The organism is Methylobacterium amylolyticum (assembly GCF_030700245.1).
Lineage (GTDB): Bacteria > Pseudomonadota > Alphaproteobacteria > Rhizobiales > Beijerinckiaceae > Methylobacterium.
Window position 1 is genome coordinate 38,469 of sequence record NZ_JAUYZI010000026.1, and the last position, 26,574, is coordinate 65,042.

General features: G+C 72.5%; 26 protein-coding genes. 24 read left to right on the forward strand and 2 right to left on the reverse strand.

Annotated features, from left to right (window positions below):
• Window positions 1-270: 270 nt before the first annotated feature.
• The 10 genes from Q8W71_RS18560 to Q8W71_RS18605 all read left to right on the forward strand — a co-directional run bounded on the left by Q8W71_RS18560 (window position 271) and on the right by Q8W71_RS18605 (window position 10,044).
• Complete coding sequence (locus Q8W71_RS18560) at window positions 271-1,290, forward strand: ABC transporter substrate-binding protein (RefSeq protein WP_305526879.1); 1,020 nt, start codon at window positions 271-273, stop codon at window positions 1,288-1,290.
• Complete coding sequence (locus tag Q8W71_RS18565) at window positions 1,287-2,054, forward strand: succinate dehydrogenase/fumarate reductase iron-sulfur subunit (RefSeq protein WP_305526880.1); 768 nt, start codon at window positions 1,287-1,289, stop codon at window positions 2,052-2,054. The genes Q8W71_RS18560 and Q8W71_RS18565 overlap by 4 nt, the downstream gene beginning before the upstream one ends.
• Window positions 2,051-2,380, forward strand: a complete 330-nt coding sequence (locus Q8W71_RS18570) for a succinate dehydrogenase (RefSeq protein WP_305526881.1) — start codon at window positions 2,051-2,053, stop codon at window positions 2,378-2,380. The genes Q8W71_RS18565 and Q8W71_RS18570 overlap by 4 nt, the downstream gene beginning before the upstream one ends.
• 265 nt (window positions 2,381-2,645) lie before the next feature.
• Window positions 2,646-3,011: a succinate dehydrogenase, cytochrome b556 subunit gene (locus tag Q8W71_RS18575; protein WP_305526882.1), complete on the forward strand. Its 366-nt coding sequence runs from the start codon at window positions 2,646-2,648 to the stop codon at window positions 3,009-3,011.
• A 23-nt stretch (window positions 3,012-3,034) separates the two neighbouring features.
• A complete protein-coding gene (locus Q8W71_RS18580) occupies window positions 3,035-3,907 on the forward strand; it encodes a fumarate hydratase (RefSeq protein ID WP_305526883.1) in 873 nt (290 codons plus the stop codon).
• 97 nt (window positions 3,908-4,004) lie between these two features.
• Entirely contained in the window at window positions 4,005-4,616 is a 612-nt protein-coding gene (locus Q8W71_RS18585) for a fumarate hydratase C-terminal domain-containing protein (RefSeq protein WP_305526884.1), read from the forward strand.
• Window positions 4,613-6,349 (forward strand): L-aspartate oxidase, encoded by a 1,737-nt coding sequence (locus tag Q8W71_RS18590; protein ID WP_305526885.1) that lies wholly within the window; start codon window positions 4,613-4,615, stop codon window positions 6,347-6,349. The genes Q8W71_RS18585 and Q8W71_RS18590 overlap by 4 nt, the downstream gene beginning before the upstream one ends.
• A 12-nt stretch (window positions 6,350-6,361) precedes the next feature.
• The gene (locus Q8W71_RS18595) at window positions 6,362-7,987 is read left to right on the forward strand and encodes a thiamine pyrophosphate-binding protein (RefSeq protein WP_305526886.1); all 1,626 of its coding nucleotides are present in this window, start codon (window positions 6,362-6,364) and stop codon (window positions 7,985-7,987) included.
• Between the two features lie 94 nt (window positions 7,988-8,081).
• Window positions 8,082-9,086, forward strand: a complete 1,005-nt coding sequence (locus Q8W71_RS18600) for an ABC transporter substrate-binding protein (protein WP_305526887.1) — start codon at window positions 8,082-8,084, stop codon at window positions 9,084-9,086.
• A 484-nt stretch (window positions 9,087-9,570) separates the two neighbouring features.
• Entirely contained in the window at window positions 9,571-10,044 is a 474-nt protein-coding gene (locus Q8W71_RS18605; RefSeq protein WP_305526888.1) for a DUF4279 domain-containing protein, read from the forward strand.
• A gap of 211 nt (window positions 10,045-10,255) precedes the next feature.
• Here Q8W71_RS18605 and Q8W71_RS18610 read toward each other — a convergent pair whose 3' ends face one another.
• On the reverse strand, window positions 10,256-10,999 hold the full coding sequence (locus Q8W71_RS18610; protein WP_305526889.1) for a sulfite exporter TauE/SafE family protein: 744 nt from the start codon (window positions 10,997-10,999) through the stop codon (window positions 10,256-10,258).
• Window positions 11,000-11,309: 310 nt separating this feature from the next.
• Here Q8W71_RS18610 and Q8W71_RS18615 point away from each other — a divergent pair, with 310 nt between their 5' ends.
• The 6 genes from Q8W71_RS18615 to Q8W71_RS18640 all read left to right on the forward strand — a co-directional run bounded on the left by Q8W71_RS18615 (window position 11,310) and on the right by Q8W71_RS18640 (window position 16,293).
• Window positions 11,310-11,627 carry a UxaA family hydrolase gene (locus Q8W71_RS18615; protein ID WP_305526890.1) on the forward strand — a complete coding sequence of 106 codons (318 nt, stop codon included), beginning with the start codon at window positions 11,310-11,312 and terminating at the stop codon, window positions 11,625-11,627.
• A gap of 7 nt (window positions 11,628-11,634) precedes the next feature.
• The gene (locus Q8W71_RS18620; protein WP_305526891.1) at window positions 11,635-12,915 is read left to right on the forward strand and encodes a UxaA family hydrolase; all 1,281 of its coding nucleotides are present in this window, start codon (window positions 11,635-11,637) and stop codon (window positions 12,913-12,915) included.
• Between the two features lie 135 nt (window positions 12,916-13,050).
• Entirely contained in the window at window positions 13,051-13,992 is a 942-nt protein-coding gene (locus Q8W71_RS18625) for an NAD(P)-dependent oxidoreductase (RefSeq protein WP_305526892.1), read from the forward strand.
• Between the two features lie 4 nt (window positions 13,993-13,996).
• Complete coding sequence (locus Q8W71_RS18630) at window positions 13,997-15,019, forward strand: Ldh family oxidoreductase (RefSeq protein ID WP_305526893.1); 1,023 nt, start codon at window positions 13,997-13,999, stop codon at window positions 15,017-15,019.
• A gap of 42 nt (window positions 15,020-15,061) precedes the next feature.
• Window positions 15,062-15,880: a GntR family transcriptional regulator gene (locus Q8W71_RS18635; protein ID WP_305526894.1), complete on the forward strand. Its 819-nt coding sequence runs from the start codon at window positions 15,062-15,064 to the stop codon at window positions 15,878-15,880.
• 194 nt (window positions 15,881-16,074) lie between these two features.
• A complete protein-coding gene (locus Q8W71_RS18640) occupies window positions 16,075-16,293 on the forward strand; it encodes a hypothetical protein (RefSeq protein ID WP_305526895.1) in 219 nt (72 codons plus the stop codon).
• Window positions 16,294-16,432: 139 nt separating this feature from the next.
• Here Q8W71_RS18640 and Q8W71_RS18645 read toward each other — a convergent pair whose 3' ends face one another.
• Entirely contained in the window at window positions 16,433-17,140 is a 708-nt protein-coding gene (locus tag Q8W71_RS18645) for a GntR family transcriptional regulator (RefSeq protein WP_305526896.1), read from the reverse strand.
• 112 nt (window positions 17,141-17,252) lie between these two features.
• Here Q8W71_RS18645 and Q8W71_RS18650 point away from each other — a divergent pair, with 112 nt between their 5' ends.
• The 8 genes from Q8W71_RS18650 to fabG are packed head-to-tail and all read left to right on the forward strand — an operon-like array spanning window position 17,253 to window position 26,559.
• Complete coding sequence (locus tag Q8W71_RS18650) at window positions 17,253-18,311, forward strand: zinc-dependent alcohol dehydrogenase (protein WP_305526897.1); 1,059 nt, start codon at window positions 17,253-17,255, stop codon at window positions 18,309-18,311.
• Window positions 18,308-19,321, forward strand: a complete 1,014-nt coding sequence (locus Q8W71_RS18655) for an NAD(P)H-quinone oxidoreductase (RefSeq protein ID WP_305526898.1) — start codon at window positions 18,308-18,310, stop codon at window positions 19,319-19,321. The genes Q8W71_RS18650 and Q8W71_RS18655 overlap by 4 nt, the downstream gene beginning before the upstream one ends.
• A complete protein-coding gene (locus Q8W71_RS18660; protein WP_305526899.1) occupies window positions 19,321-21,048 on the forward strand; it encodes an acetolactate synthase catalytic subunit in 1,728 nt (575 codons plus the stop codon). The genes Q8W71_RS18655 and Q8W71_RS18660 overlap by 1 nt, the downstream gene beginning before the upstream one ends.
• Window positions 21,049-21,099: 51 nt before the next feature.
• Window positions 21,100-22,311 (forward strand): ABC transporter substrate-binding protein, encoded by a 1,212-nt coding sequence (locus Q8W71_RS18665; protein ID WP_305526900.1) that lies wholly within the window; start codon window positions 21,100-21,102, stop codon window positions 22,309-22,311.
• A gap of 26 nt (window positions 22,312-22,337) precedes the next feature.
• Window positions 22,338-23,225 (forward strand): branched-chain amino acid ABC transporter permease, encoded by an 888-nt coding sequence (locus Q8W71_RS18670; RefSeq protein ID WP_305526901.1) that lies wholly within the window; start codon window positions 22,338-22,340, stop codon window positions 23,223-23,225.
• Window positions 23,226-23,236: 11 nt separating this feature from the next.
• Window positions 23,237-25,060 carry a branched-chain amino acid ABC transporter ATP-binding protein/permease gene (locus Q8W71_RS18675; RefSeq protein ID WP_305526902.1) on the forward strand — a complete coding sequence of 608 codons (1,824 nt, stop codon included), beginning with the start codon at window positions 23,237-23,239 and terminating at the stop codon, window positions 25,058-25,060.
• Window positions 25,047-25,751, forward strand: coding sequence for an ABC transporter ATP-binding protein (locus Q8W71_RS18680; RefSeq protein WP_305526903.1), 705 nt, complete (start codon window positions 25,047-25,049; stop codon window positions 25,749-25,751). The genes Q8W71_RS18675 and Q8W71_RS18680 overlap by 14 nt, the downstream gene beginning before the upstream one ends.
• 1 nt (window position 25,752) lies before the next feature.
• A complete protein-coding gene (gene fabG / locus Q8W71_RS18685) occupies window positions 25,753-26,559 on the forward strand; it encodes a 3-oxoacyl-ACP reductase FabG (RefSeq protein ID WP_305526904.1) in 807 nt (268 codons plus the stop codon).
• Window positions 26,560-26,574: the final 15 nt, after the last annotated feature.

Here is a 26,574-nt window from a genome sequence, read left to right on the forward strand (position 1 = left end):
GGCATCGTCCGCCCGGCCGGCACAGCCCACGCCACCAGCCCGGTGGAGAAGCCGCCGTCGCTGCCGGATCGGCTGGCGTTCGCGTCACGCACGCTGCCGGAACGACCGAGGCGCCTGTCCGCGCAACACGCGGGCGGGGCCGGGGGCCGGGGAGCGCAGCGCCAAGTCCTCTATATGACATATGAGCGTTGACAGGCCTCGACCCAGGCGTATCCTCGGGCCGACGCCGACGGCTCTCACAGATCGGCGCAGCACGGGTGAGGAAACGCCATGACGGCACGGAGCATCGTCCGGCTCGTCGGCACGGTCGCGGTCCTGTGCGGCGCGCTCGTCGCCGCCCGGGCCGAGGTCTCGACCGTCCGGCTCGCCAAGCAGTTCGGCATCTCCTACCTGCCGCTGACGGTGATGGAGGAGGAGGGCCTGCTGGAGAAGCAGGCGAAGGCGCGCGGCCTCGACCTCAAGGCCGAGTGGCTGCGCTTCTCCGGCGGCTCGGGGATGAACGAGGCCCTGCTCTCGGGCAATCTCGATCTGGCGGCCGGCGGCGTCGGCCCGTTCCTGACGATCTGGGGCCGCACGCAGGGCAACATCAAGGTGAAGGGCGTGGCGGCGCTGAACGCGATGCCGCTCTGGCTGGTCACGGTCAACCCGGACGTGAAGTCGATCAAGGATTTCAGCCCGAAGGACAAGATCGCGCTGCCGACCGCCAAGACCTCGATCCAGGCGATCACCCTCCAGATGGCCGCTGAGCAGGCCTTCGGCGCCGGCCAGGAATCCCGGCTCGATCCGCTCACCGTCTCGATGGGCCATCCCGACGCGCAGACCGCGATGATGGGCGGGCGCTCCGAGATCACCGCCCATTTCGGCTCGCCCCCCTTCCAGGAGATGGAACTGAAGGATCCGCGCGCCCGCAAGGTGCTCGACAGCTACGACGTGCTGGGCGGGCCGCACACCTTCAACCTCGTCTGGGCGTCGAGCCGCTTCGTCGCGGCGAACCCGAAGGTCGTGGCGGCCTTCCTGGCAGCGCTGGAGGACAGTTTGAAGCTGATCCGCGACGATCCGGCCAAGGCCGCCGCCCTCTGGATCAAGGCGGAGGGCTCGAAGCTCCCGCCGGACGAGGCGGTGGCGATCATCCGCGCGCCGCAGAACGAGTGGACGACGGCGCCCCAGCGCATGCTGGACTACCTCGCCTACATGAACCGCGCCGGGCTGGTCTCGGCCAAGGCGAGTTCCGAGAGCGAGCTGTTCTTCCCCGCACCCGAGGGGAGCGCCCCGAAGGAGGCCGCACGGTGACGGCGCCGGTCGACCCCGCCGCCGCGGCCAAGGGCGCGGCCAAGGGCGCGACCGGGGCGCTGCGGGTCCGGGTCCGCCGCGGCGACGGCGTGCAGGACTACGCGGTGCCGCGCCGCGCCAACCAGACGGTGCTCGACGTCGTCACCGAGATCCAGCGCGAGCAGGACCCGACGCTCGCCTACCGCTTCGCCTGCCGGGTCGGCATGTGCGGCTCCTGCGGCATGACGGTGAACGGGCGCCCGCGCTGGACCTGCCGCACCCGCGTCGCCGCGGTGGCGCCGGACGGGGACCTGCTGCTGGAGCCCCTGCGCAACCTGCCGGTGGTGAAGGATCTCGCCGTCGATATGGAGCCCTTCTTCGAGAAGTGGCGCCGCGCCCACGGCTACTTCGAGCCGGGCGAGAACCCGCCGGACGATTTCGTCGCCGTGCCGCCGGATTCGCCCGAGCGGCAGGAGGTGGATGCCGGCATCGAGTGCATCAATTGCGGCGTCTGCTACAGCGCCTGCGATCTGGTGAGCTGGAACCCCGACTATCTCGGCCCCGCCGCCCTCAACCGCGCCTGGACCCTCGTCAACGACGTGCGCGACCGCGGGCAGGCGGCCCGGCTCGACGCGGTGGCGGGCGATGCCGGCTGCCATTCCTGCCACAGCCACATGAGCTGCACCGAGCACTGCCCGAAGGCGTTGAGCCCCACCTTCGCCATCGCCGGGCTGAAGCGCGAGACCGGCAAGGCGGCGCTCCGGCGGTTCTGGAGGCGCGGATGAGCCCGCTCCTCTACCTCGCCCAGCGGGGCACCGCCGCGATCCTGGCGCTCACCGTCCTCGTCCATCTCGGCACCATCCTCTACGCGGTGCGCGGCGGGCTGACCGCGGGCGAGATCCTGGGCCGCACGCAGGGGAACGTCGGCGTCCTGCTGTTCTACGCGGTCTTCGTGCTGGCCGCGGCGATCCACGCGCCGATCGGCCTGCGCTCGGTGCTGCGCGAGTGGACCGGCTGGCGCGGGCGCTCGCTCGATCTCGCGATGATCGGCCTCTCGGCGCTGCTGGCGGGGTTGGGCCTGCGGGCGGCGCTGGCGGTGTACTGGGCATGAGTGCCCTGGCCGACGGGCGCCGCGCGCCGGTTTGCATCCCCTCGCCCCGCGCGCGGGGAGAGGGCTCCGGCGACCTTGTCGTCGCTGGAGCGAGGCGGCAGCCGGGGGTGAGGGGGCTTCTCCGGAAGAGGCTCCCCTGGAGCCGCCCCCTCACCGCCGCTCCGGCTGCGCCTCCGCTTCCCGCAGGCACGACAGGGTGCCTGCGGGCCTCTCCCCGCACGCGGGGAGAGGGGGGTGGTTCCTACCCGAACCCGGGAGCCCAGCGATGAGAGCCGCCGTCCGCCCCGGTCTCACCCGAGCTCCCCACCGCCGCCCCGGCTTCGCCGCCGCGCTGGTGCACCGGCTCTCCGGCATCGCGCTGGCGCTGTTCCTGCCGATGCACTTCATCGCGCTCGGCACCGCGCTCCAGGGCGCCGACCGGCTCGACAGCTTCCTCGGCCTCACCCACAACGGCTTCGTGCGCACCGCCGAGTGGGGCCTCGTCTGCGCGCTCGCCGTCCACATGGCGCTGGGCCTGCGCGTGCTCGCGATCGAGTGGCTGAGCTACCGCGAGCGCACGGCGATCGTCGTCTCCGGCTGCCTCGCGAGCGCCTTCGCGGTCGGCCTCCTCTTCCTCCTCAGCGGGGCCTGACCCCCGCCCCACGGAGAACCGCCATGGATCTCGACATCCGCGAATTCGAGGAGGTCTGCCGCGACCTCTACGTCCGGGCCCTCAAGATCCTGCCGCCCGACATCAAGGCGGGCTTCTCGGAGTTGCAGAAGGCCGAGACCAGCGCCACCGGCCGGGCGATCCTCGACACGATGGTGGAGAACGTCGCGGTCGCCGAGCGCACCAGGAACATCCTCTGCCAGGACACCGGCATCCCGATCTACAACGTCCGCATCGGCCGGGGCGTCGGCTTCGACGGGGCGGAGCTGAAGGCCGCGATCCGGCGGGGCTGCGAGCGGGCCACGAAGGAATTCTCCCTGCGCTCCTCGGTGGTCCATCCGATCACTCGCAAGAACGAGCAGACCTCCTGCGGCATCCGCGTGCCGATCATCCACGTCGATTTCGACGAGACCCCCGAGACGGTCGCGGTCGAGATGATCCCGAAGGGCTCGGGCTCGGAGAACGGCTCGTTCCTCCAGATGCTGCTGCCGTCCGACGGGATCGGGGCGGCCAAGCGCTTCGTGATCGACCGGGTGATCGAGCTCGGCGGCCGGGTCTGCCCGCCGACCATCGTCGGCGTCGGGCTGGGCGGCACCTCGGACCTGTGCATGCACCTGGCCAAGGTCGCGGCGACCCGGCCGCTGCGCTCGGTCTGCGCCGACCCGGAGGGCGCGCGGATCGAGGCGGAGCTGTCGCGCGCGGTCAACGAGCTCGGCATCGGCCCGCAGGGGCTCGGCGGCCGCTCGACCAGCTTCGCGGTCCACGTGGAACTCGCCGCCACCCACATCACCCAGAACCCGGTCGCCGTGAACATCCAGTGCCACTCGGCCCGCCGCGCCCGCGCGACGATCACGCCGGGCGGCATCGCGTTCGATTGATCGATGGAGTCACGATCGAACATCGGCGGCGGCCGCTCTCCCTCCCCCGCAGAGGGGAGGGGGCGCGTCGCACCGCATTGCACCTGAGGAGGCACCCGTGGCCCACCACGTCCTCGACATGCCGGCCACCGAGGCCGAGATCCGGGCGTTGCGCATCGGCGACACCGTCACCCTGCGGCGCTGGCTGTTCGGCATCCGCGACGCCACCCTGATCCACATGTTCGACCGGGACCGGCGCACCCGGCTCGATCTCGCCGGCCACGCGGTGATCCACACCGCCCCGAACGTCCACCGGGTCGAGCCCTCGCCCGAGGCGCCGGTCGGCTACGCGCCGTTCTGCATCGGCACCACCACCTCGATGCGCATGGAGCGCTTCACCGACGCGCTGATGGCGCGCGAGGGCGTGCGCCTGATCGTCGGCAAGGGCGGCATGGGGCCGGCGACGGCGAAGGCGTTCGCCGAGCGCGGCGGCGCCTACCTCGCCATCGTCGGCGGCGCGGCGGCGCTGGAGACCACCTGGATCGAGCGGATCGAGGACGTCGACATGGACGACCTCCATCCCGAGAGCCTGTGGCGCTTCGCGATCCGCGATTTCGGGCCGCTGCTGGTTGGCATGGACGCGCACGGCGGCTCGCTGTTCGCCGAGGTGCAGCGCGACGTGGCCAGCCGCCGCGACGCGGTTCTCGCCAGCCTGGAGGAGGCCCGATGACCCGAGCCGGGACCCTCGCGCAGGTCGAGACCGACATCCTGATCCTCGGCTCCGGCGGGGCCGGGCTGTTCGCCGCGCTCCACGCCAAGAAGACCGCGCCCGACCTCGCCGTCACGGTCGCGGTGAAGGGGCTGCTCGGCAAGTGCGGCTGCACCCGCATGGTCCAGGGCGGCTACAACGTGGCGTTGGCGCCCGGAGACTCGGTCGAGCGCCACTTCATGGACACGGTCGAGGGCGGCAAGTGGCTGAACGACCAGGCGCTCGCCTGGACGCTCGTCACCGAGGCGCAGGTGCGCATCCGCGAGCTGGAGACCGAGCTCGGCTGCTTCTTCGACCGCAACCCGGACGGCAGCGTCCACCAGAAGGCGTTCGCCGGCCAGACCTTCGACCGCACGGTGCACAAGGGCGACCTCACCGGCATCGAGATCATCAACCGCCTGTCCGAGCAGGTCTGGCGCCGGGACGTGAACCGCCTGGAGGACCACCGGGCGCTGGAGCTGATCCCGGCCCGCGACGGCTCGGGGCTCAGCGGCGTGCTGATGCTCGACATGCGCACCGGCGAGGCCAAGCTGGTGCGCGCGAAGGCCGTGCTGCTCGCCACCGGCGGCGGGCCGACCATGTACAAGTACCACACGCCGTCCGGCGACAAGTCCTGCGACGGGCTCGCCATGGCTTTGCGCGCCGGCCTCCCGTTGCGCGACATGGAGATGGTGCAGTTCCACCCCACGGGCCTACTCGCGGGCGCGGGCACCCGCATGACCGGCACCGTGCTGGAGGAGGGCCTGCGCGGGGCCGGCGGCTGGCTCCTCGATTCGACCGGCGCGCGCTTCATGGAGGCCTACGACCCGCGCGCCGAGCGGGCGACCCGCGACGTCGTCAGCCGCTCGATCATCCGGCGCATCCGCGACGGCTTCGCCACGCCGAGCGGGGGCGTGCACATCGCGATGAGCCATCTCGGGCCCGACGACGTGCGCGCCCGCTTCAAGGGCATGGTCGAGCGCTGCGCCGATTGCGGCTTCGACCTCGCGGGCGGCCTCGTCGAGGTGATCCCGACCGCCCATTACATGATGGGCGGCCTCCAGTTCGCGGTCGACTGCACCACCGCGCTGCCGCGGCTCTACGCGGCCGGCGAGGATACCGGCGGCGTGCACGGGGCGAACCGGCTCGGCGGCAACGGCGTGGCGAACTCGACCGTGTTCGGCGGGCTCGCCGGGCAGTCGATGGCCCGCGCCGTCTCCCGCGGCGGCAGCCTCGCCGATCCCGACCCGCGCGCGGTCGAGGCCGGGCTCGCCCGCGCCTACGGGCCACTCGGCCGGCCGGCGGGCGAATTGCCCGCGATCCGCGAGGCGCTCTACGAGACGATGTGGAGCGATGTCGGCATCCTGCGGGACGAGGCCGGCCTGAGGCGGGCGCTCGACGCCCTCGACGGGCTCGGCGACGCCGTCGCCCGCGCCGGGGCCCCGGACGGCGACCGCCGCTACGCGCTCACCTGGATGGACCGGCTGAACCTGGAAAACCTCGTGCTGGTCTCGCAAGGCATCGCCCGCGCCGCGCTCGCCCGCACCGACAGCCGCGGCGCCCACTTCCGCGAGGACCACCCCGAGACCTCGGATCTCGCGGCCTCCGCCTACACGGTCGTGCGGCGTCAGGGCGACGCCTTCGCGATCGCGATGGAGCCCGTCCACTTCACCCACGTCCGGCCGGGTGGCTCGCTCCTCGACGCCGCCGCCTGAGGGAGGAGACCGATGGAACGCTTGCGCGGCGCCGACATCGTCGCCCGGACCCTGGAGGCGCTCGGCGTCACCCGGATCTTCACCCTGTCGGGCAACCACATCATGCCGGTCTTCGACGCGCTGCTCGATACCGGCATCGCGGTCGTGCACGTCCGCCACGAGGCGGCCTGCGTGCACATGGCCGATGCCTGGGGGCGGCTCACCGGCGAGGTCGGCGTCGCCCTCGTCACCGGCGGGCAGGGCCACACCAACGGCGCCGCGGCCCTGTTCACGGCGCTCGCGGCCGAGTCGCCGGTTCTGCTGCTCTCGGGCCATGCCGGCCTGAACGAGATCGGGCGCGGCGCCTTCCAGGAACTCGCCCAGGCCGAGATCGCCCGGCCGACGACGAAGGCGTCGTGGACCGCCGGTTCGGTCGCCGCGCTCGGATCGGACCTCGCCCGCGCCGTCCGGATCGCCCGCGAGGGCAGGCCCGGCCCGGTCCATGTCAGCCTGCCGGTCGACCTGCTGGAGCGCGCCGTCCCCGCGTCCTCCGTGCGCATCCCCGGCCCGGAGGCGGCCGCCCCCCGGGAGACCGCGCCCGAGCCCGACCTCGTCGCCGCCCTCGCCGCCGCGCTCGAAGCGGCCGAGCGCCCCCTCGTCGCCTGCGGCCCGGCGCTGTGCGACGCCGCCGGCCGCGCGGCGATGGCGGGCCTGGAGGAGCGGCTCGGCCTGCCGGTCGTCGGCATGGAGAGCCCGCGCGGCGTCAACGACCCGGCGCTCGGCGCCTTCGCCGAGATCCTGGCCCGGGCCGACCTCCTCGTGCTGCTGGGCAAGCCCCTCGACTTCACCCTGCGCTTCGGCGACGCGCCGGCCGTCGCGCCCGGCTGCCGCTTCGCGGTGATCGACCCGGACCCGGCGCTGCTGGCCCGCGCCCCGGCCGGGCGCCTGGTCGTCTCGGGCCTCGCCGATCCGCGCCCGACGCTCGCGGCGCTGGCCGCGCGGGGACGGGGCAATACCGGCCACGCGGCCTGGCACCGCGAGGCGCGGGCCGCGCTCGCCTACCGCCCGCCGGCCTGGGCGGACCTGCGCGGGGCGGGCGGCCGCCTGCACCCCGCCGAGCTGTGCCGGGCGCTCGACGCGTTCCTCGCCCGGCACCCGGCCGGCACGCTGATCTGCGACGGCGGCGAGATCGGGCAGTGGCCCCAAGCCCTGGTCCGAGCCGGCCGGCGCCTGATCAACGGCGTCTCGGGCACGATCGGCGCCGCCACGCCCTTCGCGCTCGCCGCGAAGCTCCAGCGCCCGGAGGCGCCGGTGGTCGCGGTGATGGGCGACGGCACCTTCGGCTTCCACATGGCCGAGTTCGACACGGCCGTGCGCACCGGCATCCCCTTCGTGGCGGTGGTGGGCAACGACGCGCGCTGGAACGCCGAGCACCAGATCCAGGTGCGCAGCTACGGCCCCGGGCGGACGCGCCACTGCGACCTGCTGCCGACCCGCTACGACGCGGTCGTCCAGGCGCTCGGCGGCTTCGGCGCGCTGGTGACCGACGCGGCCGATCTCCCGGCGGCGCTGGAGGCGGCCCAGGCCAGCGGCCTGCCCGCCTGCCTCAACGTGATGATCGAGAGCGTGCCGGCCCCGGCGATCCGGCGGCCGGACTGAGGACCGACGCCGCGGCCGGAGCGCCAGGATGTGGCGATCCGGGTGCGGCGATCCGGGGGCGGTCATCCGGGGATGTGATCGGGGGAGGGGGATCATGCGCAGGCGCGACGTGCTGGCGGGGGCGGCGGGGGTGCTCGGGGCGGGGTTGCACCCGGCCCGCGCGGAGGCCGGCGCGGTGGCGATCGCCCGCCAGCCGAGCCTCGGCCACCTGCCGCTGATGCTGATGGAGGAGCGGGGCCTCTTGGAGAAGGCGGCCGCCGCCCGCGGCGTGGCGGGGTTGCAGGCGCGCTACCTCACGCTCGCGGGCGGGGCCGCGATGAACGACGCGCTGCTCGCCGGGCAGATCCAGTTCGCGGCCGGCGGCGTGCCGCCCCTCGTCCTGCTCTGGTCGCGGACCGAGGGGACCGCGATGGCCGTCAAGGGCGTGGCGGCGATGAACGCCATGCCGCTCCTGATGAACACCAACAACCCGCGGGTGCGCACGCTCAAGGACTTCACCGACCGGGACAAGATCGCGCTGCCCGCGGTGAAGGTCTCGGTCCAGGCGATGTTCCTGCAGATGGCGGCCGAGCGGGAACTCGGGCCGGAGCGCCGCAACGCGCTCGACCGGCTCACCGTCACGCTCTCGCACCCGGACGGGATGGCGGCCCTGCTCGCCGGCAACGAGATCACCGCGCATTTCACCGCCGCGCCGATCCAGGAGCTGGAACTGCGCCGGCCCGGCATCCGCACGGTGCTCAACTCCTTCGACGTTCTGGGGGAGCCCTCGACCTTCAACGTGGTCTGGGCGTCGTCGGCCTTCGCGGAGGCCAATCCCCGCGTCTGCGAGGCGTTCGGGGCGGCGCTCGACGAGGCGCTCGCCCTGATCGAGGCCGACACGGCGGAGGCGGCCCGCGCCTACGTGCGGCTCGCCCGCGACGCGAGCGACGTCGGATTGATCACCGAGATCCTGAGCGACCCGCAGGTGCGCTTCAGCGCGACGCCCCGGGCGATCGGCAAGGTGGCGGACTTCATGCACCGGACCGGCACGATCCGCCGCCGGCCGGAGAGCTGGCGGGACCTGTTCTTCGCCAGCGTCCACGCGCGGGACGGGAGCTGAGGGCGCTTCGCGAGCGACCGATGAAGCGCAGACTTCGGAACGCTTGCGGATCGATCGCAGATTTGTGGTGGCGCCTGTGGCCCCGCTGCACCAGGGCAGCGAGATCCGTGATCCACAGGCGTGACTTAACGAGAGGTTGGCTTTCGTAGTCTAGATTGCGCTTGCCGCCGTGGCAGGATGCGCCAAATTAGCGCTTGGTTGAGGTCTGTGCCTCGTGCATTAGCCAAGCAGGGGCATCGCGCTTGCATCATGTGTTTGGACGGCGGTCGAAGGATTGTGGTATGGCGTGGTCAGAAGAGCCCCACCAAGAGTATGGCTAAGCGCTTCGGAATTCCTGCGGATATCGTTCGAACAGTAATACATAACGTTAAGGATCGAGAAGGCTTAAGCGGGGGTGACAATATAATAATATATGACAATGCTGATATAGAGGATGAGTTCGGCAACTGGTTAGGCAATATGTGCGACGAGCCTGGAGTCCACTGTGACCCTTAAAGCTTTTGCATCGCTGCGGTTTACCGGCGAGACTCTGGAGCCCTCGCTGATCGGCGACATTCTGTGCGTCCGGCCAACCTTGTCCTACCATAAGGGTGAGCTCTTTCTGGTCGGAGAAGCGCGTCGCGAAAGAGTTGGGCGTACTGGGCTTTGGCTTTTCAACACTGAGGGCCGGGCTGAGGCGCGCGATCTGAAACAACACATTGACCTGCTCGTAAAAGTCATTTTCCTTGACGATGGGGGACGGCCCGATTTGCAAAAAGCAGTTGCTTTGCGCCGATTGGTTGACAGCCAGAATGTCGATATGCGGGTTTCGCTCTTCTGGCACGGAAGCGACGCGGACGAGGAACCTAAAATCAAAAAAAGCTTTTACGATGTCATTGGCTGGGTGGGCGGGCGCGTGGAAAGTGATTTCGACAGAGAAGAGCCTGCATCACCCACGGGGAAGCTGCAAATCGCATAGGTCGAGCCTTCAGCCCGACCAAGCCATGCCTCTGCGATCAGGCGCATACATGCCGCAATGGCGCCCCTGTTCCGTGGCCAGAGCGGGCCGACTGCCACCCAATCGGACCCGACCGAAGGGCCTGTACCAGCGCCGCGACAAAGCGCAGAAACAGCGCGCTGCAACCTGGCATTTTATGCCGGGGCTTTGAACACCAGCCGGATCCCCGCCTTCACCCCAGCAGCCCCGGCAGCGCCAGCGCGGTCGTGGTCAGGCCGATCGCGGCGAGCAGGACGAGCACGATCGCGCGGAAGCGGCGCTGGTCGATCCGGGCGAACAGCGAGAGCCCCGCCAGCACGCTGGCCAGCACCACCGGCAGGGCCAGCGCGAGGTCGCCGACGAGGTCGGGCGGGATCGGATGCAGCCAGAGCAGGATCGCCAGCGCCCAGACCTGCATCACCAGGGTGAAGCTCTGATAGACCGCCCGCTGCGTGCGCGGCTCCCAACCGCGCACGAGGCTCCAGGCGGTCGGCAGCGCGCCGGACAGCCCGGCGATGCCGCCGAGCACGCCGCCCAGGAACCCGACGGCGCCGTCGCTCCAGGGGTTGCCGAAGGCCACCCGGTAATCGGCGCGCAGCAGGGCGACGGTGCCGCTGTAGAGGATCAGGAAGCCGCCGATCGCGACCTTGATCAGTTGCGGGTCGAGCCCGTGCAGCAGGCGGATGCCGATCGGCGCGCCGACGAGGCCCGGCAGGATCATCGCGAGGGCGGTGCCCCGCGGCGGCCAAGTCCGCAGGCGCAGGATCGAGATCGCCTGCGCGACGGTGCTGCACACCAGAACCAGGGCGGTCGCCTCCACGGGCGAGCGGATCGACAGCAGCGTGCCGGAGGCGATCAGCGCGAAGGCGAAGCCCGTCAGGCCGGAGATCAGGCCGGCGCAGCCGATGCACAGGACGAGGAGGAGCGTCTCGTTCACCGGAGACGGCCCATCCCCGCGATCACCGCCATCCCGCGCCTCCCCCGGACCGCCGCGTGCGGCCTTCCGTGCCTGGAATATATCTTATATAAGACTCGGACGGGTGCAAGGCGCCGATCTCGGGGTCGCCTGGGCGCGACGCTCCCCCGCAGCCTGGACGGCGATGGCGCCAGGCCGCAGCCGGCTGCGGCGCGGGCTCGCTCGCCGTCTCGTACCTGCCTGTCGATCCACCGTTGCGCCCGGACGGTGATTGGTCTTATATAAGACTAGCCGCCACGAAGAAGCCGGCGACAGCCAGCAGGAGGACCGCATGAGCAGCCACGCCGCATCCGGCGCGGGGCGCCGCAAGCCGCATCTTCTCGCCCATTCCCCGGACGACAACGTCGCCGTCGCGGTGATCGAGGGGCTCTCCGCCGACACCGCGGCCTTCGGGGTGATCACCGAGAACGACACCACCTTCGAGGTGCATGTCCGCCACGACATCCCGATCGGCCACAAGGTCGCGCTCACCGACCTGAAGGCCGGCGACACGGCCATCAAGTACGGCCAGGACATCGGCAAGGTCATCAAGGACGTCGCCAAGGGCGAGCACGTCCACGTCCACAACGTCAAGACGAAGCGCTGGTGAGGTGACGATGTTCAAGGAAGCCGCTCAGCTCGAACACGAGATCGCCACGCCCTTCGTCGGCGGTGCGCCCGACCAGTTCGCCACGCAGGCGCTCTCGACGAAGCGCGCCTCGGCGGATTACCGCGCCGCCACCTTCATGGGCTGGCGCCGGGAGAACGGCCGCGTCGGCGTGCGCAACCACGTCGTCCTGCTGCCGCTCGACGACCTGTCCAACGCCGCCTGCGAGGCGGTGGCCAACAATGTGAAGGGCACGATGGCGCTGCCCCACGCCTACGGGAGGCTCCAGTTCGGCGAGGATCTGGACCTGCACTTCCGCACCCTCATCGGCATCGGCTCGAACCCGAACGTCGCCGCCGTTGTGGTGATCGGCATCGAGGACCAGTGGACCAACCGCGTGGTCGAGGGCATCGCCCGGACCGGCAAGCCGGTGGTCGGGTTCGGCATCGAGGGCCACGGCGACATCGCCATCGTCGCCAAGGCCAGCTACCAGGCCAAGCGCTTCGTGCAGTGGGCGACCGAGCTCCAGCGCGAGGAATGCCCGATCGCGGACCTCTGGGTCTCGACGAAGTGCGGCGAGTCCGACACCACCACGGGTCTCGCCTCCTGCCCGACGGTGGGCAACATGTACGACAAGCTGATCCCGCACGGGATCTACGGCGTGTTCGGCGAGACCTCCGAGATCACCGGCGCCGAGCATCTCTGCCGCGAGCGGGCCGCGAGCCCGGAAATCTCCGACAAGTGGTACGCCATGTGGAAGGCCTACCAGGACGACGTGATCGAGGCCCACAAGACCGACGACCTGTCGGACTCGCAGCCGACCAAGGGCAACATCGCGGGCGGGCTGACCACCATCGAGGAGAAGGCGCTCGGCAACCTCGAGAAGATCGGCCACGAATGCCGCTACATCGACGCGTTGCAGCCGGCGGAGAGCCCGGCCAAGGGCCCGGGCCTCTACTTCATGGACACCTCCTCGGCGGCGGCCGAATGCGTGACGCTGATGGCGGCGGCGGGCTACGTGGTGCACACCTTCCCCACCGGCCAGGGCAACGTGATCGGCAATCCAATCGTCCCGGTGATCAAGATCACCGGCAATCCTCGCACCGTGCGCACCATGGGTGAGCACATCGACGTCGACGTCTCGGGCGTGCTCACCCGCGAGATGACGATTCCCCAGGCCGGCGACGCGCTGATCGACATGGTGGTGCGCACCGCCAACGGCCGGCTCACCGCGGCCGAGTCCCTCGGCCACCGGGAATTCGTGATGACGAAGCTCTACCGCAGCGCCTGAGGCGGAGGCGTACCCCTCCCTCATCCCGAGCCGGGCTCGCCCGGCCGGGACGGCGGTAGGTCGGTCCCGGGCAGTCCCGAGACCGGTGGGGGAGGGGACCGCGCCGGTCGATCCCGGAGCATCGTGACGGAATCCATGCCCAAGGTCGTCATCAGCGAGTTCATGGACGAGGCGGCGATCGACGCCGAACTCTCCGGCTTCGAGACCCTCTACGATCCGGGCCTCGTCGACCGCCCGGACGACCTCGCCGCCGCGCTCGCGGGCGCCGACGCCCTGATCGTGCGCAACCGGACGCAGGTGCGCGGCGCGCTGCTCGCCGCCGCGCAGGACCTCGCGGTGGTCGGCCGGCTCGGCGTCGGCCTCGACAACATCGACGTCGCCGCCTGCCGGGCGCGCGGCATCGCGGTCTACCCGGCGACGGGGGCCAACGACGGGGCGGTGGCCGAGTACGTGATCGCCGCCGCGATGCTGCTGCTCCGCGGCGCCTACGGAGCGAGCGCGCAGGTCGCCGCCGGCGCGTGGCCGCGCAACGCCCTGATGGGCCGCGAGATCGGGGGCAAGCGCCTCGGCCTCGTCGGCTTCGGCGCCATCGCCCGCGAGACCGCCCGCCGCGCCGCCGCGCTCGGCATGGCGGTCGCCGCCCACGACCCGTTCCTCGCCCCCGACGACCCGGCCTGGAGCCCGGCCCACGGCCCGGTCGCGCGCAGCGAACTCGACGCCCTGATCGCGGGGAGCGACGTGCTCTCGCTGCACGTGCCACTCACCGACGCGACCCGCGGCCTGATCGACGCGGCGGCGCTCGCCCGGATGCCGCGGGGCGCCGTGCTGATCAACGCGGCCCGCGGCGGCGTCGTGGACGAGCCGGCGGTGGCGGACGCGCTGCGCTCCGGCCATCTCGGCGGCGCGGCGCTCGACGTGTTCGACAGGGAGCCGCTCGATGCGGGCGGCGGCGCCGTGTTCGCGGACGTGCCGAACCTGATCCTGACGCCGCACATCGCCGGCGTGAGCCGGGAATCGAACGTCCGCGTCTCGGCGGTCACCGCGCGGGCCGTGCGCCGACATCTCACGGAGCGCTAGGACCATGGCGACCCTGACCCTCGCCGCGGCGGAGACGCTGGCGGCGGACGCCCTCGCCGCCTGCGGCACCGCCGAGCCCGCCGCCCGCAGCGTCGCCCGCGCCCTGGTCGGCGCCGAGGCGGACGGCCTGAAGGGGCACGGCCTCTCCCGCGTCGCGCCCTACGGGGCGCAGGTGCGGGCCGGCAAGGTGGTCGGCGACGCGGTCCCGCGCACCGAGCGCCCGCGGCCCGGCCTGCTGGCGGTCGATGCCGGCCACGGCTTCGCCTACCCGGCGATCGACCGCGCGCTAGCCGCGCTGCCGGCGATGGCCCGCGAGCAGGGGATCGCGGCCGCCGGCATCCGGCGCTCGCACCATTGCGGCGCCGCGGGGCGGCCGGTGGAGGCCCTGGCCGAGCAGGGCTGCGTCGCGCTGCTCTTCGCCAACACCCCGGCGGCGATGGCGCCCTGGGGCGGCCGGCGCGCGGTCCTCGGCACCAACCCGCTCGCCTTCGCCTGCCCGCTGCCGGGCCGCGCGCCGATCGTCGTCGATCTCGCCCTCTCGAAGGTCGCCCGCGCCAACATCGTCGGCGCGCACAAGCGCGGCGAGCCGATCCCCGAGGGCTGGGCCCTCGACGCCGACGGGCGCCCGACCACGGACGCGAAGGCGGCGCTCGCCGGCACGATGGTGCCGCTCGGCGACGCCAAGGGCACGGCGCTCGCCCTGATGGTCGAACTGCTCGCCGCCGGCCTCGTCGGCGCGCGCTTCGCGGGGGAGGCCTCCTCGTTCCTCGACGCGGCGGGCGACCCGCCCGGCACCGGGCAACTGATCCTGGCCCTCGACGCGGGCGCGCTCAGCCCCGACGCGCCCGAGCGCTTCGCGGTGCTGGCGCGGGCGATCGAGGAGCAGGACGGCGCCCGCCTGCCGGGCGCCCGGCGGCTCGCCCTGCGCAACCGCGCGGCCGAGAGCGGGCTCGACCTGCCCGACGCCCTGGTGGCGGAGATCGGGGCCCTGCGGGACGGATCGCCTGTGCGGGGCGCGAACCCGTGATTGCCCCGGCCGGTGGGCCAACGTAAGCCGGAGGAGGGAGCGGTGCTGGACACGTCCTTCGACGCTCTGCCCGCGGGTGGGGCGCAGCGTCGTCGCGAGATGGAACGATCGGGCGAGGGGCAGGCAGGGTCCGGGCGCGGTGCCGCGGGCGGCGCGGTCGGCTTCCGGCCGCTCTACCGGCAGGTCTACGACACGCTGCTGAAGCGCCTCGCCGACGCGGTCTGGCAGCCCGGCCAGATCCTGCCGAGCGAGGGGCAGCTCGCCGCCGAACTCGGGGTCAGCCAGGGCACGGTGCGCAAGGCGCTCGACGCGCTGACCGCCGACAGCCTGCTGGTGCGCCGCCAGGGCCGCGGCACCTTCGTGGCCGACCACGACGACCAGCAGAGCGTCTTCCGCTTCTTCAAGCTGCGGCCGGACGGCGAGGGAACCGGCGTGCCGACGAGCCGGGTGACCGCGATCGCCGAGGCCGCGGCCAGCGCCGACGAGCGCGGACGCCTCGACCTCGCCCGCGCGGCGCGCGTCGTGCGGATCGAGCGCGTGCGCTCGGTCGACGCCAGGCTCTGCGTGATCGAGGCGATCAGCGTGCCCGCCGATCTGTTCCCGGGCATCGCCGAGATCGCGCTGCCGAACACGCTCTACAGCCTCTACGCCGCGCGCTTCGGCATCACGATCGCGACCGCGAACGAGCGCCTGAAGGCGGTCCTGCTCGGGACCCGCGAGGCCGGCCTGCTCGAGGCGGCGGCGGGCACGCCGGCGCTGGAGATCGACCGCGTCGCGATCGACCTGGAGGAGCGGCCGGTCGAGTGGCGCCTCTCCACCTGCCTGACGCACGACATCCATTACCTCTCGGTCCTGCGCTGACCGGGATTTTTCGTGGGTGGGGTCGCGCCCCGCCGGAGGCGTCGCGGTCCCGATCCTCGCGCCCGGACGCGGCCCTGCGCATCGATCAGGTCGATATCGGTTATCGATGCGATTTCTTTGAATGATGGTGCGCCGCAACGTAAATCATCCCTCGAAGCCGGGGCCGACCCGGACCATCCAGAGGGACCAGCACCATGACCCGTCGCACCGCCTTCCTCGCCGCTCTCACCGCCGTCACGGTGATCGGCTCCGCCCGCGCCGACGAGCGCATCGACGTCACGCCGACGCTCTACCGCGATCAGGCCCGCGCCACGGCCGCCGTCCGGCCCGCCTCCGAGCTCGGCACCACGCCGCGCCTGGTTCCGGCCGCGCCGACGGGTCCGCGCGTCGTGGCGGAGGCCGCCGCCCGCTGACGGGGCCGAGGGCCATGAGCTTGGGGCCATGAGCCTGGGGCCATGCCGCGGACCGGCAACGACAGCCCCGGCCCCGCGCCGGGGCTGTTCCGTCCGGTGCCCGCGGTGATCGCGGGCCGGCGGCCCGGTCCCCGCACGGTCACGGCTGGGCGGCGCGGACATGGGCGAACAGGCCGCGCCCGCCGCGCTCGATGTCCTCGCGGACCGCGTCGCGCGCCGTGTCCGCGTCGCCGCGGCGGATCGCGTCGATGATCCGCCGGTGCGGGTGCGGCTCCCAATCCGGGAGGCCGTCGTCGTAGAGGTGGGAGAGGATCGGGCCGCAGCGCACCCAGAGGAGCTCGACGATCTCGTACAGGATCGGCATCCCCCCGAGTCGGCACAGGGCGAGGTGGAACTCGGTGTTGAGATCGACCGCGCGCGCGAAGTCGCCGCTCGCGTGGCACGCCGAGATCTGCCCGTGGATCGCGTCGAGACCATCGATCCCGCCCGCGGGCGCCTCGATCGCCGCGGCGGCGGCGCGCCCTTCGAGGTCGGTGCGGATCGCCCGGATCTCCAGGAGCTGGTCGAGCGTCAGCCTCGGCACGACGACGCTGCCGCGCGCGTCGAGCGCCAGGGCCTTCTCCGAGACGAGCCGCAGCAGCGCCTCGCGCATCGGCGTCGCGCTGATGCCGAACCGGGCCGACATCGGCCGCAGCCGCAGGCGCGTGTCCGGCCGCAACTGTCCGCGCATCAGCGCGACCCGCAGCTCGCGATACGCGCGCTCGCTCAGGCTCTCCTTCACGATCGGACGCACCCAGTCCGGCGGGTTCTCGCCCGATCCGGGTTCCGACGGCGCGGCGCTTGACATGGACCTCCCCGTGGTCTGTAACTTGTTATAACAAATTACACGATGCGTCGACGGCTCCCGCCGCGGCGCCGGCCGCCGGGCTTCGAGACCCGGCGGCCGACAGGGGACGGAAATGCTCGCGTTGCGCAAGGCGACGGCCGCCTTCGGGGCGGATCTCGTCGAGGTCGAGGAACCGGCCGCGCCCGGACCCGGGCGCGTGACCGTCGCGGTCGCGGCGGCGGGCATCTGCGGCAGCGACCTCCACGCCTTCGCGTGGACGCCAGGCTACGCGTTCATGACCGCGTTCATGCCGCTCACGCTCGGCCACGAGTTCTCCGGAACGATCCGCGCGGTGGGAGAGGGCGTGACCGCCCTTGAGGTCGGCGACCGCGTCACCTGCTGGCCGACGGTCCCGTGCGGGGCCTGCCCTGCCTGCGCCGCGGACCGGCCCCAGGATTGCCAGGCCCGCGCGATCGTCGGCCTCCACGCCGACGGGGCCTTCGCCGAGCAGGTCGTGGTGCCCGCCGCCAATTGCCGCCGCCTGCCGGACGGCCTGCCCCTGCCGGTCGCGGCGCTCGCCGAGCCGCTCGCGGTCGCGGTCAACGCCGTGGACGTGGCGGGGATCCGCCCCGGCGACCGGGTCGCGGTGCTCGGGCCGGGCCCGATCGGCCTGTGCATCGCCTTCGTGGCGCAGCAGCGGGGCGCGCGCGTGCTCCTGGCCGGTCTCGACGATGCGGTCCGCCTCGAACGCGCCCGCGCGCTCGGGATCCACCGCACGGCCGACCTCGCCGGCGCCAGCCTGGAGGACGCCGTCCGGCAGGCCTTCGACGGGCAGGCCGACCGGGTGATCGAGGCGACGGGGGCGGCCCGCTCGGTCGCGGACGGACTGGCCGTCCTGCGTTCGGGCGGCGTGATGACCGTGGCCGGCATCCATTCCAGGTCCCTCGACCTCGACCTGACCGGCTTCGTGCGCAGCAAGAAGCAGATCCGCGCGGCCCACGACACCACGGCCTCCGCCTTCGACGAGGCGATCCGCCTGCTCGCCGCGCACGCCGACGCCCTCGGCACCCTGATCACCCATCGCCGTCCCCTCGGCGCAGCCCTCGAAGCGTTCGATCTGGCGCGCAGCCGGCGGGCGGTGAAGGTGCTGCTCGTGCCGGGCGCGGCGGACACGGCGGGAGACGAGCGATGAGCGCGACCATGCGGGCGGTGACCGCCCCGAATCCGGGCGGCCCGGACGCCCTCCGGATCGTCGAGCGCCCGCGCCCGGTGCCCGGGGAGGGGCAGGTGCTGGTCCGCGTCGAGGCCGCGGGCATCAACCGGCCGGACGTGATGCAGCGGGAGGGCCGCTACCCGCCGCCGCCCGGCGCCTCCGACGTGCTCGGCCTCGAACTCGCCGGCACCGTGGAGGCGCTGGGGCCGGGGGCCGGTCGCTACCGGCCCGGCGACCGGGTGATGGCGCTGGTGCACAGCGGCGCCTACGCGGAGTGGGCGGTCGTCGACGAGGCGGTGGCGCTGCCCGTGCCGGACGGCGTGTCCGCAGTCGAGGCGGGGGGCATCCCCGAGACCTACTTCACCGTCTGGAGCAACGTGTTCGAGCGCGCCCGGCTGCGGGCGGGGGAGACCCTGCTGATCCACGGCGGCGCGTCGGGCATCGGCACCACGGCGATCCTGCTGGCCAAGGCGTTCGGGGCCCGGGTCCTCGTCACCGCGGGCTCCCCGGAGAAGTGCGCCGCCTGCCGCGACCTCGGCGCCGACGCGGCGATCGACTACCGGCGCGAGGACTTCGTCGCGCGGGCGCGGGCGGAGACGGACGGGCGCGGGCCCGACGTGATCCTCGACATGGTCGGCGGCCCCTACATCGCCCGCAACCTCGACGCGGTCGCGGTCGACGGCCGCATCGCGCAGATCGCCTTCCAGCAGGGCTCGCGGGCCGAGGTCGACTTCCAGCCGCTCCTCATGAAGCGGGTATCGCTGACCGGCTCGACGCTGCGGGCGCGGCCCGTCGCCATGAAGGCACAGCTCGCCGACGCCCTGGCCGAGCACGTCCTGCCGCTCCTCCGCGAGGGCCGGGCCCGGCCGCCGATCGATTCCGTGTTCCCGCTGGAGCGGGTCGCCGAGGCCCACGCCCGGATGGACGCGAGCCTGCATGTCGGGAAGATCGTCCTGTCGATGAGCGGGACCGAGGGAGGGAGCCGCTGATGCCCGAGACCTCAGAGCGCGCCAACATGACCGGCGCCCACGCCCTCGCCGCGGCGCTCCGGCGGCACGGGGTGCGCGACGTGTTCGGCCAGAGCATCCCCTCGGCCCTGTTCCTGGCCGCCCCCGACCACGGTATCCGCCAGATCGGCTACCGCACCGAGAACGCGGGCGCGGCGATGGCCGACGCCTACGCCCGGATCTCCGGCCGCGTCGCGGTGGTCGCCGCGCAGAACGGCCCCGCCGCGACCCTGCTGGTGCCGGGGCTCGCCGAGGCGCTGAAGGCGTCGGTGCCGGTGGTGGCGATCGTCCAGGACGTCCACCGCCGCTTCACCGACCGCAACGCGTTCCAGGAACTCGACCACCTCGCCCTGTTCGCGGGCGTCGCCAAGTGGGTCCGGCGGGTCGCGGTGGGCGAGCGCCTCGACGACTACGTCGACATGGCGTTCACCGCCGCCGCCTCCGGACGGCCGGGGCCGGCGGTGCTGCTGGTGCCCCTCGACCTCCTCGACGAGCGCCCCGACTTCGACGCCGCCGCGCCGCGCCGCGCGGCGAGCCTCGGCACCTACCCGCTCGACCGCACGGTCGCCGACCCGGCCCGGGTCGCGCAGGCCGCGGACCTGATCGCCGGGGCGCAGCGCCCGGTGGTGATCGCGGGCGGCGGCGTCCATGCCTCGGGCGCCGGCCCCGAACTCGCCGCGCTCCAGGCGCTCGGGCTGCCGGTGGCGACGACGGTGATGGGCAAGGGCGCCGTCTGCGAGACCGACCCGCTGTCGCTCGGCGTGGTCGGCTACTTCATGGCGCCGCGGGGCCGTTCCTCCCACCTGCGCGAGGTGGTGACCGGGGCCGACGTGGTCCTGCTCGTCGGCAACCGTACCAACCAGAACGGCACCGACAGTTGGTCGCTCTACCCGGAGGGCGCCCGCTACATCCACCTCGACGTCGATGGGGGCGAGGTCGGCCGCAACTACGAGGCGCTGCGCCTCGTGGGCGACGCCAAGCTGACGCTCTCCGCCCTCGCCGCGGCCCTGCGCCAGCGCGACCTCTCGGCGCTGGAGGGCCGCCGGGCGGGCCTCGAAGAGACGGTCGCCCGCGCCCGCGCCGCCCACGCGGAGGACATGGCCCGCCTCGTCGACATGGACGCCGCGCCGATCCGGCCCGAGCGGATCATGGCCGAGATCGACGCGGCGGCGACCCCCGAGACCGTCGTCGTCGCCGACGCGAGCTACGCCTCGATCTGGATCGCCAACTTCCTCACCGCCAAGCGGGCCGGCCAGCGTTTCCTGACGCCGCGCGGCATCGCCGGGCTCGGCTGGGGCCTGCCCTTCGCCCTCGGCGCCAAGGCGGCCCGGCCCGAGGCGCCGGTGATCTGCGTGACCGGCGACGGCGGCTTCGGCCACGTCTGGTCGGAGTTGGAGACGGCGCGGCGGATGAAACTGCCGGTCGTGGTCGTTGTCCTGAACAACCAGATCCTGGGCTACCAGAAGCACGCGGAGCTGAGCCTGTTCGGCGGCTTCACCGATGTCTGCGACTTCGAGGCGGTGGATCACGCCGCCATCGCGCGGGCCTGCGGCTGCGCCGGGACGCGGGTGGAGCGGCCCGCGGATCTCGGCCCCGCCCTGCGCGAGGCCCTCGCGAGCGGGACCGTCACGGTGCTCGACGTGATCACCGACCAGCGCGCCTACCCGCCGATCACCAGCTTCGAGGGCAAGGACGCCCTCGCCTACTGAAGAGAAGGGCGTGCCAAGCGCCGGAACGACGAACGCCACGGGAGGAACACCATGAGAGTTCTGGCACGCACCCTCGCCGCCGCCCTCGCGCTGGGCGCCGCGGCCGTCCACGCGCCGGCGCGCGCCGCCGACGTGACGTTCGGCGCCCTGTTCCCCTTCAGCGGACAGCTCGCGCTGCTCGGCGAGGAGAGCGCCCGGGGCGTCGAGATCGCCGTCGACGAAGTCAACGCCGCGGGCGGCGTCCAGGGCCGGAAGGTGGTGCTCGCCCGCGGCGACGCAGTCGACAACAACCAGGCGATCGGCGAGGCGCGCCGCCTGATCTCCCTGGAGAAGGTGGTGGCGGTCTTCGGCTCCTACTCCTCCGCCCGCTCGATCGCCGCGAGCCAGGTGGCTGAGCTGTCGGGCATCCCGTACTTCGAGCTCGGCGCCGTGGCCGAGGAGGTGACCGGGCGCGGCCTGCAATACCTCTACCGCACCAACCCGACCGCCGAGGACATGGCCAAGCTCGCGGTGGAGATGATCGTCAACAAGGTCGCCGCCGGCCTCGGCAAGAAGCCCGAGGACCTGAAGATCGGGATCATCTACGAGGATTCGAGCTACGGCACCTCCGTGGCGAACTTCCAGAAGAAGTTCGCGGCCGGCGCCAAGCTCAACGTCGTCACCGCCCAGGGCTACCCCGCCTCGACGGTCGACATGTCGTCCCTCGTCCTCGACCTGAAGCGGCGCGGCATCGACGTGCTGCTCCAGACCTCCTACCAGAACGATTCGGTCCTGTTCCTCCAGCAGGCCAACGAGGCCGGCTTCAAGCCCGGCGCCATCATCGGCGGCGGCGGCGGCTACTCGATGCAGCCGACCGCCGACGCGGTCGGCCACAAGGTGATCGAGGGCGTGCTCGACACCGATTTCACCCAGTACCTCGTCAACACCAAGTACACGCCCGGCATCGAGAGCTTCGTCGCGGCCTACCAGAAGAAGTACGGCGGCCTGCCGCGCTCGGGCCACTCGCTCAACAACTACGTCGGCGCCAAGCTCATCCTCCAGGCGATCGACAAGGCGAAGGGCTTCGAGCCGGACACGATCATCAAGGCGGTCAAGGGTATCGACGTGGCCGACGGCGTCACCGCGGTCGGCTACGGGTTCAAGTTCGGCAAGAACAACCAGAACGAGCGTGCCGCGATGATGGGCATGCAGTGGCAGAACGGCAAGCTCGTCACCGTCTATCCCGACAGCGCCGCCGTCGCGCCGATGGAGATGCGCAAGTAGCGCGGCCGCCGTACCGGAGATCGGGGATGGACGTCTTCCTGCAGGTGCTCGCCAACGGGGTGATGCTCGGCGGCCTGTTCGCCATCGTCAGCGTCGGGCTGACCCTGATCTTCGGCATCGTGAAGGTCGTCAACTTCGCCCACGGCGAGTTCCTGATGGTCGGGATGTACCTGACCTACCTCGCCGTCACCGGGCTCGGGCTGCACCCGTTCGCGGCGGTGATCCTCGTCGTGCCGGTGCTGTTCCTGATGGGCGCCCTGACGCAGCGGCTGCTGATCCAGCCGCTGCTCGCGGCCGGCGACCACCACATCCAGATCTTCGCCACCGTCGGCCTGTCGACGGCGCTGATCAACCTCGCCCTCCTCGTGTTCGGGGCCGACATCGCCAACACGCCCTCCTCGGGCCTGCGCCAGCCCGTGGAGATCGGGCCGGTGCGGGTGCTGCTCGGGCAGGTGGTGATCCTCGGGGCGGCGATCGTGCTGGTGGCGGGGCTCCAGCTCTTCCTGGCGCGCACGCGCACCGGCCGGGCGATCCGGGCGGTCGCCCAGAACCGCGCGGCGGCCGAGCTGATGGGCATCGACGTGGACCGGATCTACGCCCTGACCTTCGGCATCGGCGCCGCCTGCGTCGGGGTGGCCGCGGTGCTGATCGCGCCGCTCTACCCGACCTCGCCCAACAGCGGCACCTACTTCGTGCTGATCGCCTTCGTCGTCGTGGTGCTCGGCGGGCTCGGCTCGATCCGCGGCGCCTTCGCCGGGGCGATCCTGATCGGCCTTATCGACAGCGTCACCGGATTCTACGTCGGCGCCGACATGCGCGAGGTCGCCGTCTTCGGGGTCTTCCTGGCGATCCTGATCCTGAGGCCCTCGGGCCTGTTCGGCCGGCAGCTCCGGCTGTCCCACGTCTCGCCGTGAGAGCCCGCGCGATGACCGACATCCCGATCCCCGCGCCGGCCGCAGCCCCCGTCCCCCGCGCCGTCCCCCGCCTGAGCGCACTCGCGCTGGCGATCCTGCTCGTCGCGCTCGTCGCCGTGCCGGTGGCGGTCGGCAACCCGTTCGTCTACCACGTCTTCATCACGATCTGCGTGTTCGCGGCACTCTCGACCGCCTGGAACATCGTCGGCGGCTTCGCCGGGCAGCTCTCGCTCGGCCACGGCATCTTCTACGGGCTCGGCGCCTATTGCGGGATGCTGCTCGTCGGCGCCGGGATCAGCCCGTGGCTCGGGATGTTCGCCGGTGCCGGCCTCGCCGTGCTCGTCGCGCTCGCCATCAGCTATCCCTGCTTCCGGCTGCACGGGCCGTTCTTCTCGCTGGCGACCATCGCCTTCCTCGAAGTCTTCCGCGTGCTGGCCCTGCACTTCCGGGACCTGACCGGCGGCGCCACCGGCCTGATGATCCCGCTGAAGTTCGGCTGGACGTGGATGGTGTTCCGCGACCGCTGGCCGCCGCTCGCCATCGCCTTCGGCCTGCTGCTGCTGACGCTGGCGATCGCGTGGTGGATGCGCGGGCACCGGATCGGCTTCCACCTCGTGGCCACCCGCGAGCGGGAATCGGCCGCCCGGGCGGCCGGCGTGCGGACCGTGGCCGTGCGGCTCGTCGCCGTGTCCGTGTCCGGCGCGCTCACCGCGATGGTCGGCACCTTCCACGCCATGTACCTGACCTTCATCGAGCCGGCGGCGATGTTCTCGCTGACCCTGTCGATCCAGATCGCGATGTTCGCGCTGATCGGCGGCCTCGGCACGGTGTTCGGGCCGCTGCTCGGCGCGGTCCTGCTGGTGCCGATCACCGAGCTCGCCCGCGGCTGGCTCGGCGCCAAGGCGCTGGGGCTGCACGGCCTCGTCTACGGCCTCGTGCTGATCCTGGTCGTCCTGTTCCTGCCCAACGGCCTGATGGGGCTCGCCGCCCGCTTCACCCGCCCCGGCAAGGCCGCCCGCGGCGTGCAGGCCGCGACGGTGGCGGCCGCGCCGCGGACGGCGGAGCGGCCGCCGGTCGGCGACGACATCGTGCGCGTCGAGGGCCTTCAGAAGCGCTTCGGCGGCCTGCACGTGACCAACGATGTCGGCTTCACCCTGCGCGAGGGCGAGATCCTCGGCCTGATCGGCCCGAACGGCGCCGGCAAGACCACCGTGTTCAACATGATCTCGGGCTTCCTGCGGCCCGATGCCGGGAGCGTGAGCGTGCGCGCCCCGGACGGGACGTGGCAGCACCCGAGCCGGCCCGCGGACTACGCCGCCCTCGGGGTAGGCCGGACCTTCCAGATCGTGCAGCCCTTCGCGGCCATGACGGTCGAGGAGAACATCATGGTCGGCGCCTTCCACCGCCACCGCGACGTGGGGGAGGCCCGGGCGGTGGCGCGCGAGACCGCCGAGCGGATGGGGCTCGCCCCCTGGCTCGGGGCGGAGGCGCGCGGCCTCACCATCGGCGGGCTGAAGCGGCTGGAGGTCGCCCGCGTGATGGCGATGCGCCCCCGGGTGCTGCTGCTCGACGAGGTGATGGCCGGGATCAACCAGACCGACGTGCGCCGCGCCATCGACCTGATGCTGTCGATCCGCGATACCGGCGTCAGCATCATCGCCATCGAGCACGTGATGCAGGCGGTGATGGCGCTGTCCGACCGGGTGATCGTCCTGAATTCCGGGCAGATCATCGCGCAGGGGCGCCCGGAGGACGTGGTGCGCGACCCCACCGTGATAGAGGCGTATCTCGGCAAGGAGTTCGTCCACAAGGAGCTCGTCCATGCTCGCGCTTGAGGGCGTGGACGCCGGCTACGGCGCGACCAGCATCCTGCACGGCGTCTCGCTGGAGGTGCGCGCGGGCGAGGTGGTGACGATCGTCGGCGCCAACGGGGCCGGCAAGACGACGACGCTGCGCACCATCGCCGGGCTCGTGACGCCGACGCAGGGGCGCATCACCTTCGAGGGCGAGGACGTGACCCGGCTCTCCGGCCACCAGATGGTCGAGCGCGGTGTCACCCTGATCCCGGAGGGGCGCCAGCTCTTCCCCGAGATGACGGTGCGGGAGAACCTGCTGATGGGCGCCTATCGCCGCGCGGCGCGCGGGCGGCAGGCCGAGACCCTCGCCGAGGTGCTGGACCTGTTCCCGCGGGTGCGCGAGCGCCTCGACCAGAATGCCGGCTCCCTCTCCGGCGGCGAGCAGCAGATGGTCGCCATCGCCCGCGGGATGATGGCCCGCCCGAAGCTCCTGATGTTCGACGAGCCCTCGCTCGGCCTCGCGCCGATCGTGGTGGCCCAGGTGTTCGACGTGGTCGACCGGATCGTGAAGACCGGCGCCACGGTGTTGATCGTCGAGCAGAACGTGTTCCACACGCTCCAGGTCGCCGACCGGGGCTACGTGCTGGAGAACGGCGAGATCGTCCTGGCCGACGCCGCCAAGGCGCTGCTCGACAACGACCACGTGCGGCGCGCCTATCTGGGGATCTGAGATGACCGAACGGGAGACCAACCCGGACGCGATCGTCGGGCGCCCGAGCCACGCGGGCCGGCGCGTCCTCGTCACGGGGGCGGGCCGCGGCATCGGCCGGGCGATCGCGGAGGGGTTCGGGCGGCGCGCGGCGCTGGTCGGCGTCGCCGACGTCAACCCGGACGACGTCGCCGCGACCGTGGCGGCGATCGAGGCGGCCGGCGGACGGGCCCTGCCGCTGCAACTCGACGTGGCGGATTACCCGGCGGTCGAGACCGCCCTGTCCGGGGCAGCCGAGGCGATGGGCGGGCCGTTCGACACGGTCGTCAACAACGCCGGCATCTCCCCGAAGCACGACGGCGCGGCCCACCGCGTCTGGGAGATGGACCCGGCCGAGTGGAACCGGGTGCTCTCCGTCAACCTCACGGGCGCGTTCAACACCGTCCGGGCGCTGGCGCCGGCGATGCGCGCGGCCGGGCGCGGCTGGATCGTCAACCTGTCCTCGGTGGCGGGCAAGACCTACTCGCCGATCGTCGCCTGCCACTACGCGGCGTCGAAGGCCGGCCTGATCGGCCTCACCAAGCACCTCGCGGCCGAACTCGGCCCCCACGGCATCCGCGTCAACGCCATCGCCCCGGGCCGCATCGAGACGCCGATGGTCCGGGCGGTGGGCAGCGCGGTCAACGACGAGCAGGTCCGCCTGACGCCCTTGGGCCGCCTCGGCGCGCCCGCGGAGGTCGCGGATCTGGCGCTCTACCTCACCTCCGCCGAGGCGAGCTTCGTCACCGGTCAGACGGTCGACGTGGCCGGCGGATTGTACATGACGTGAGCGGGCGAGGCGTGC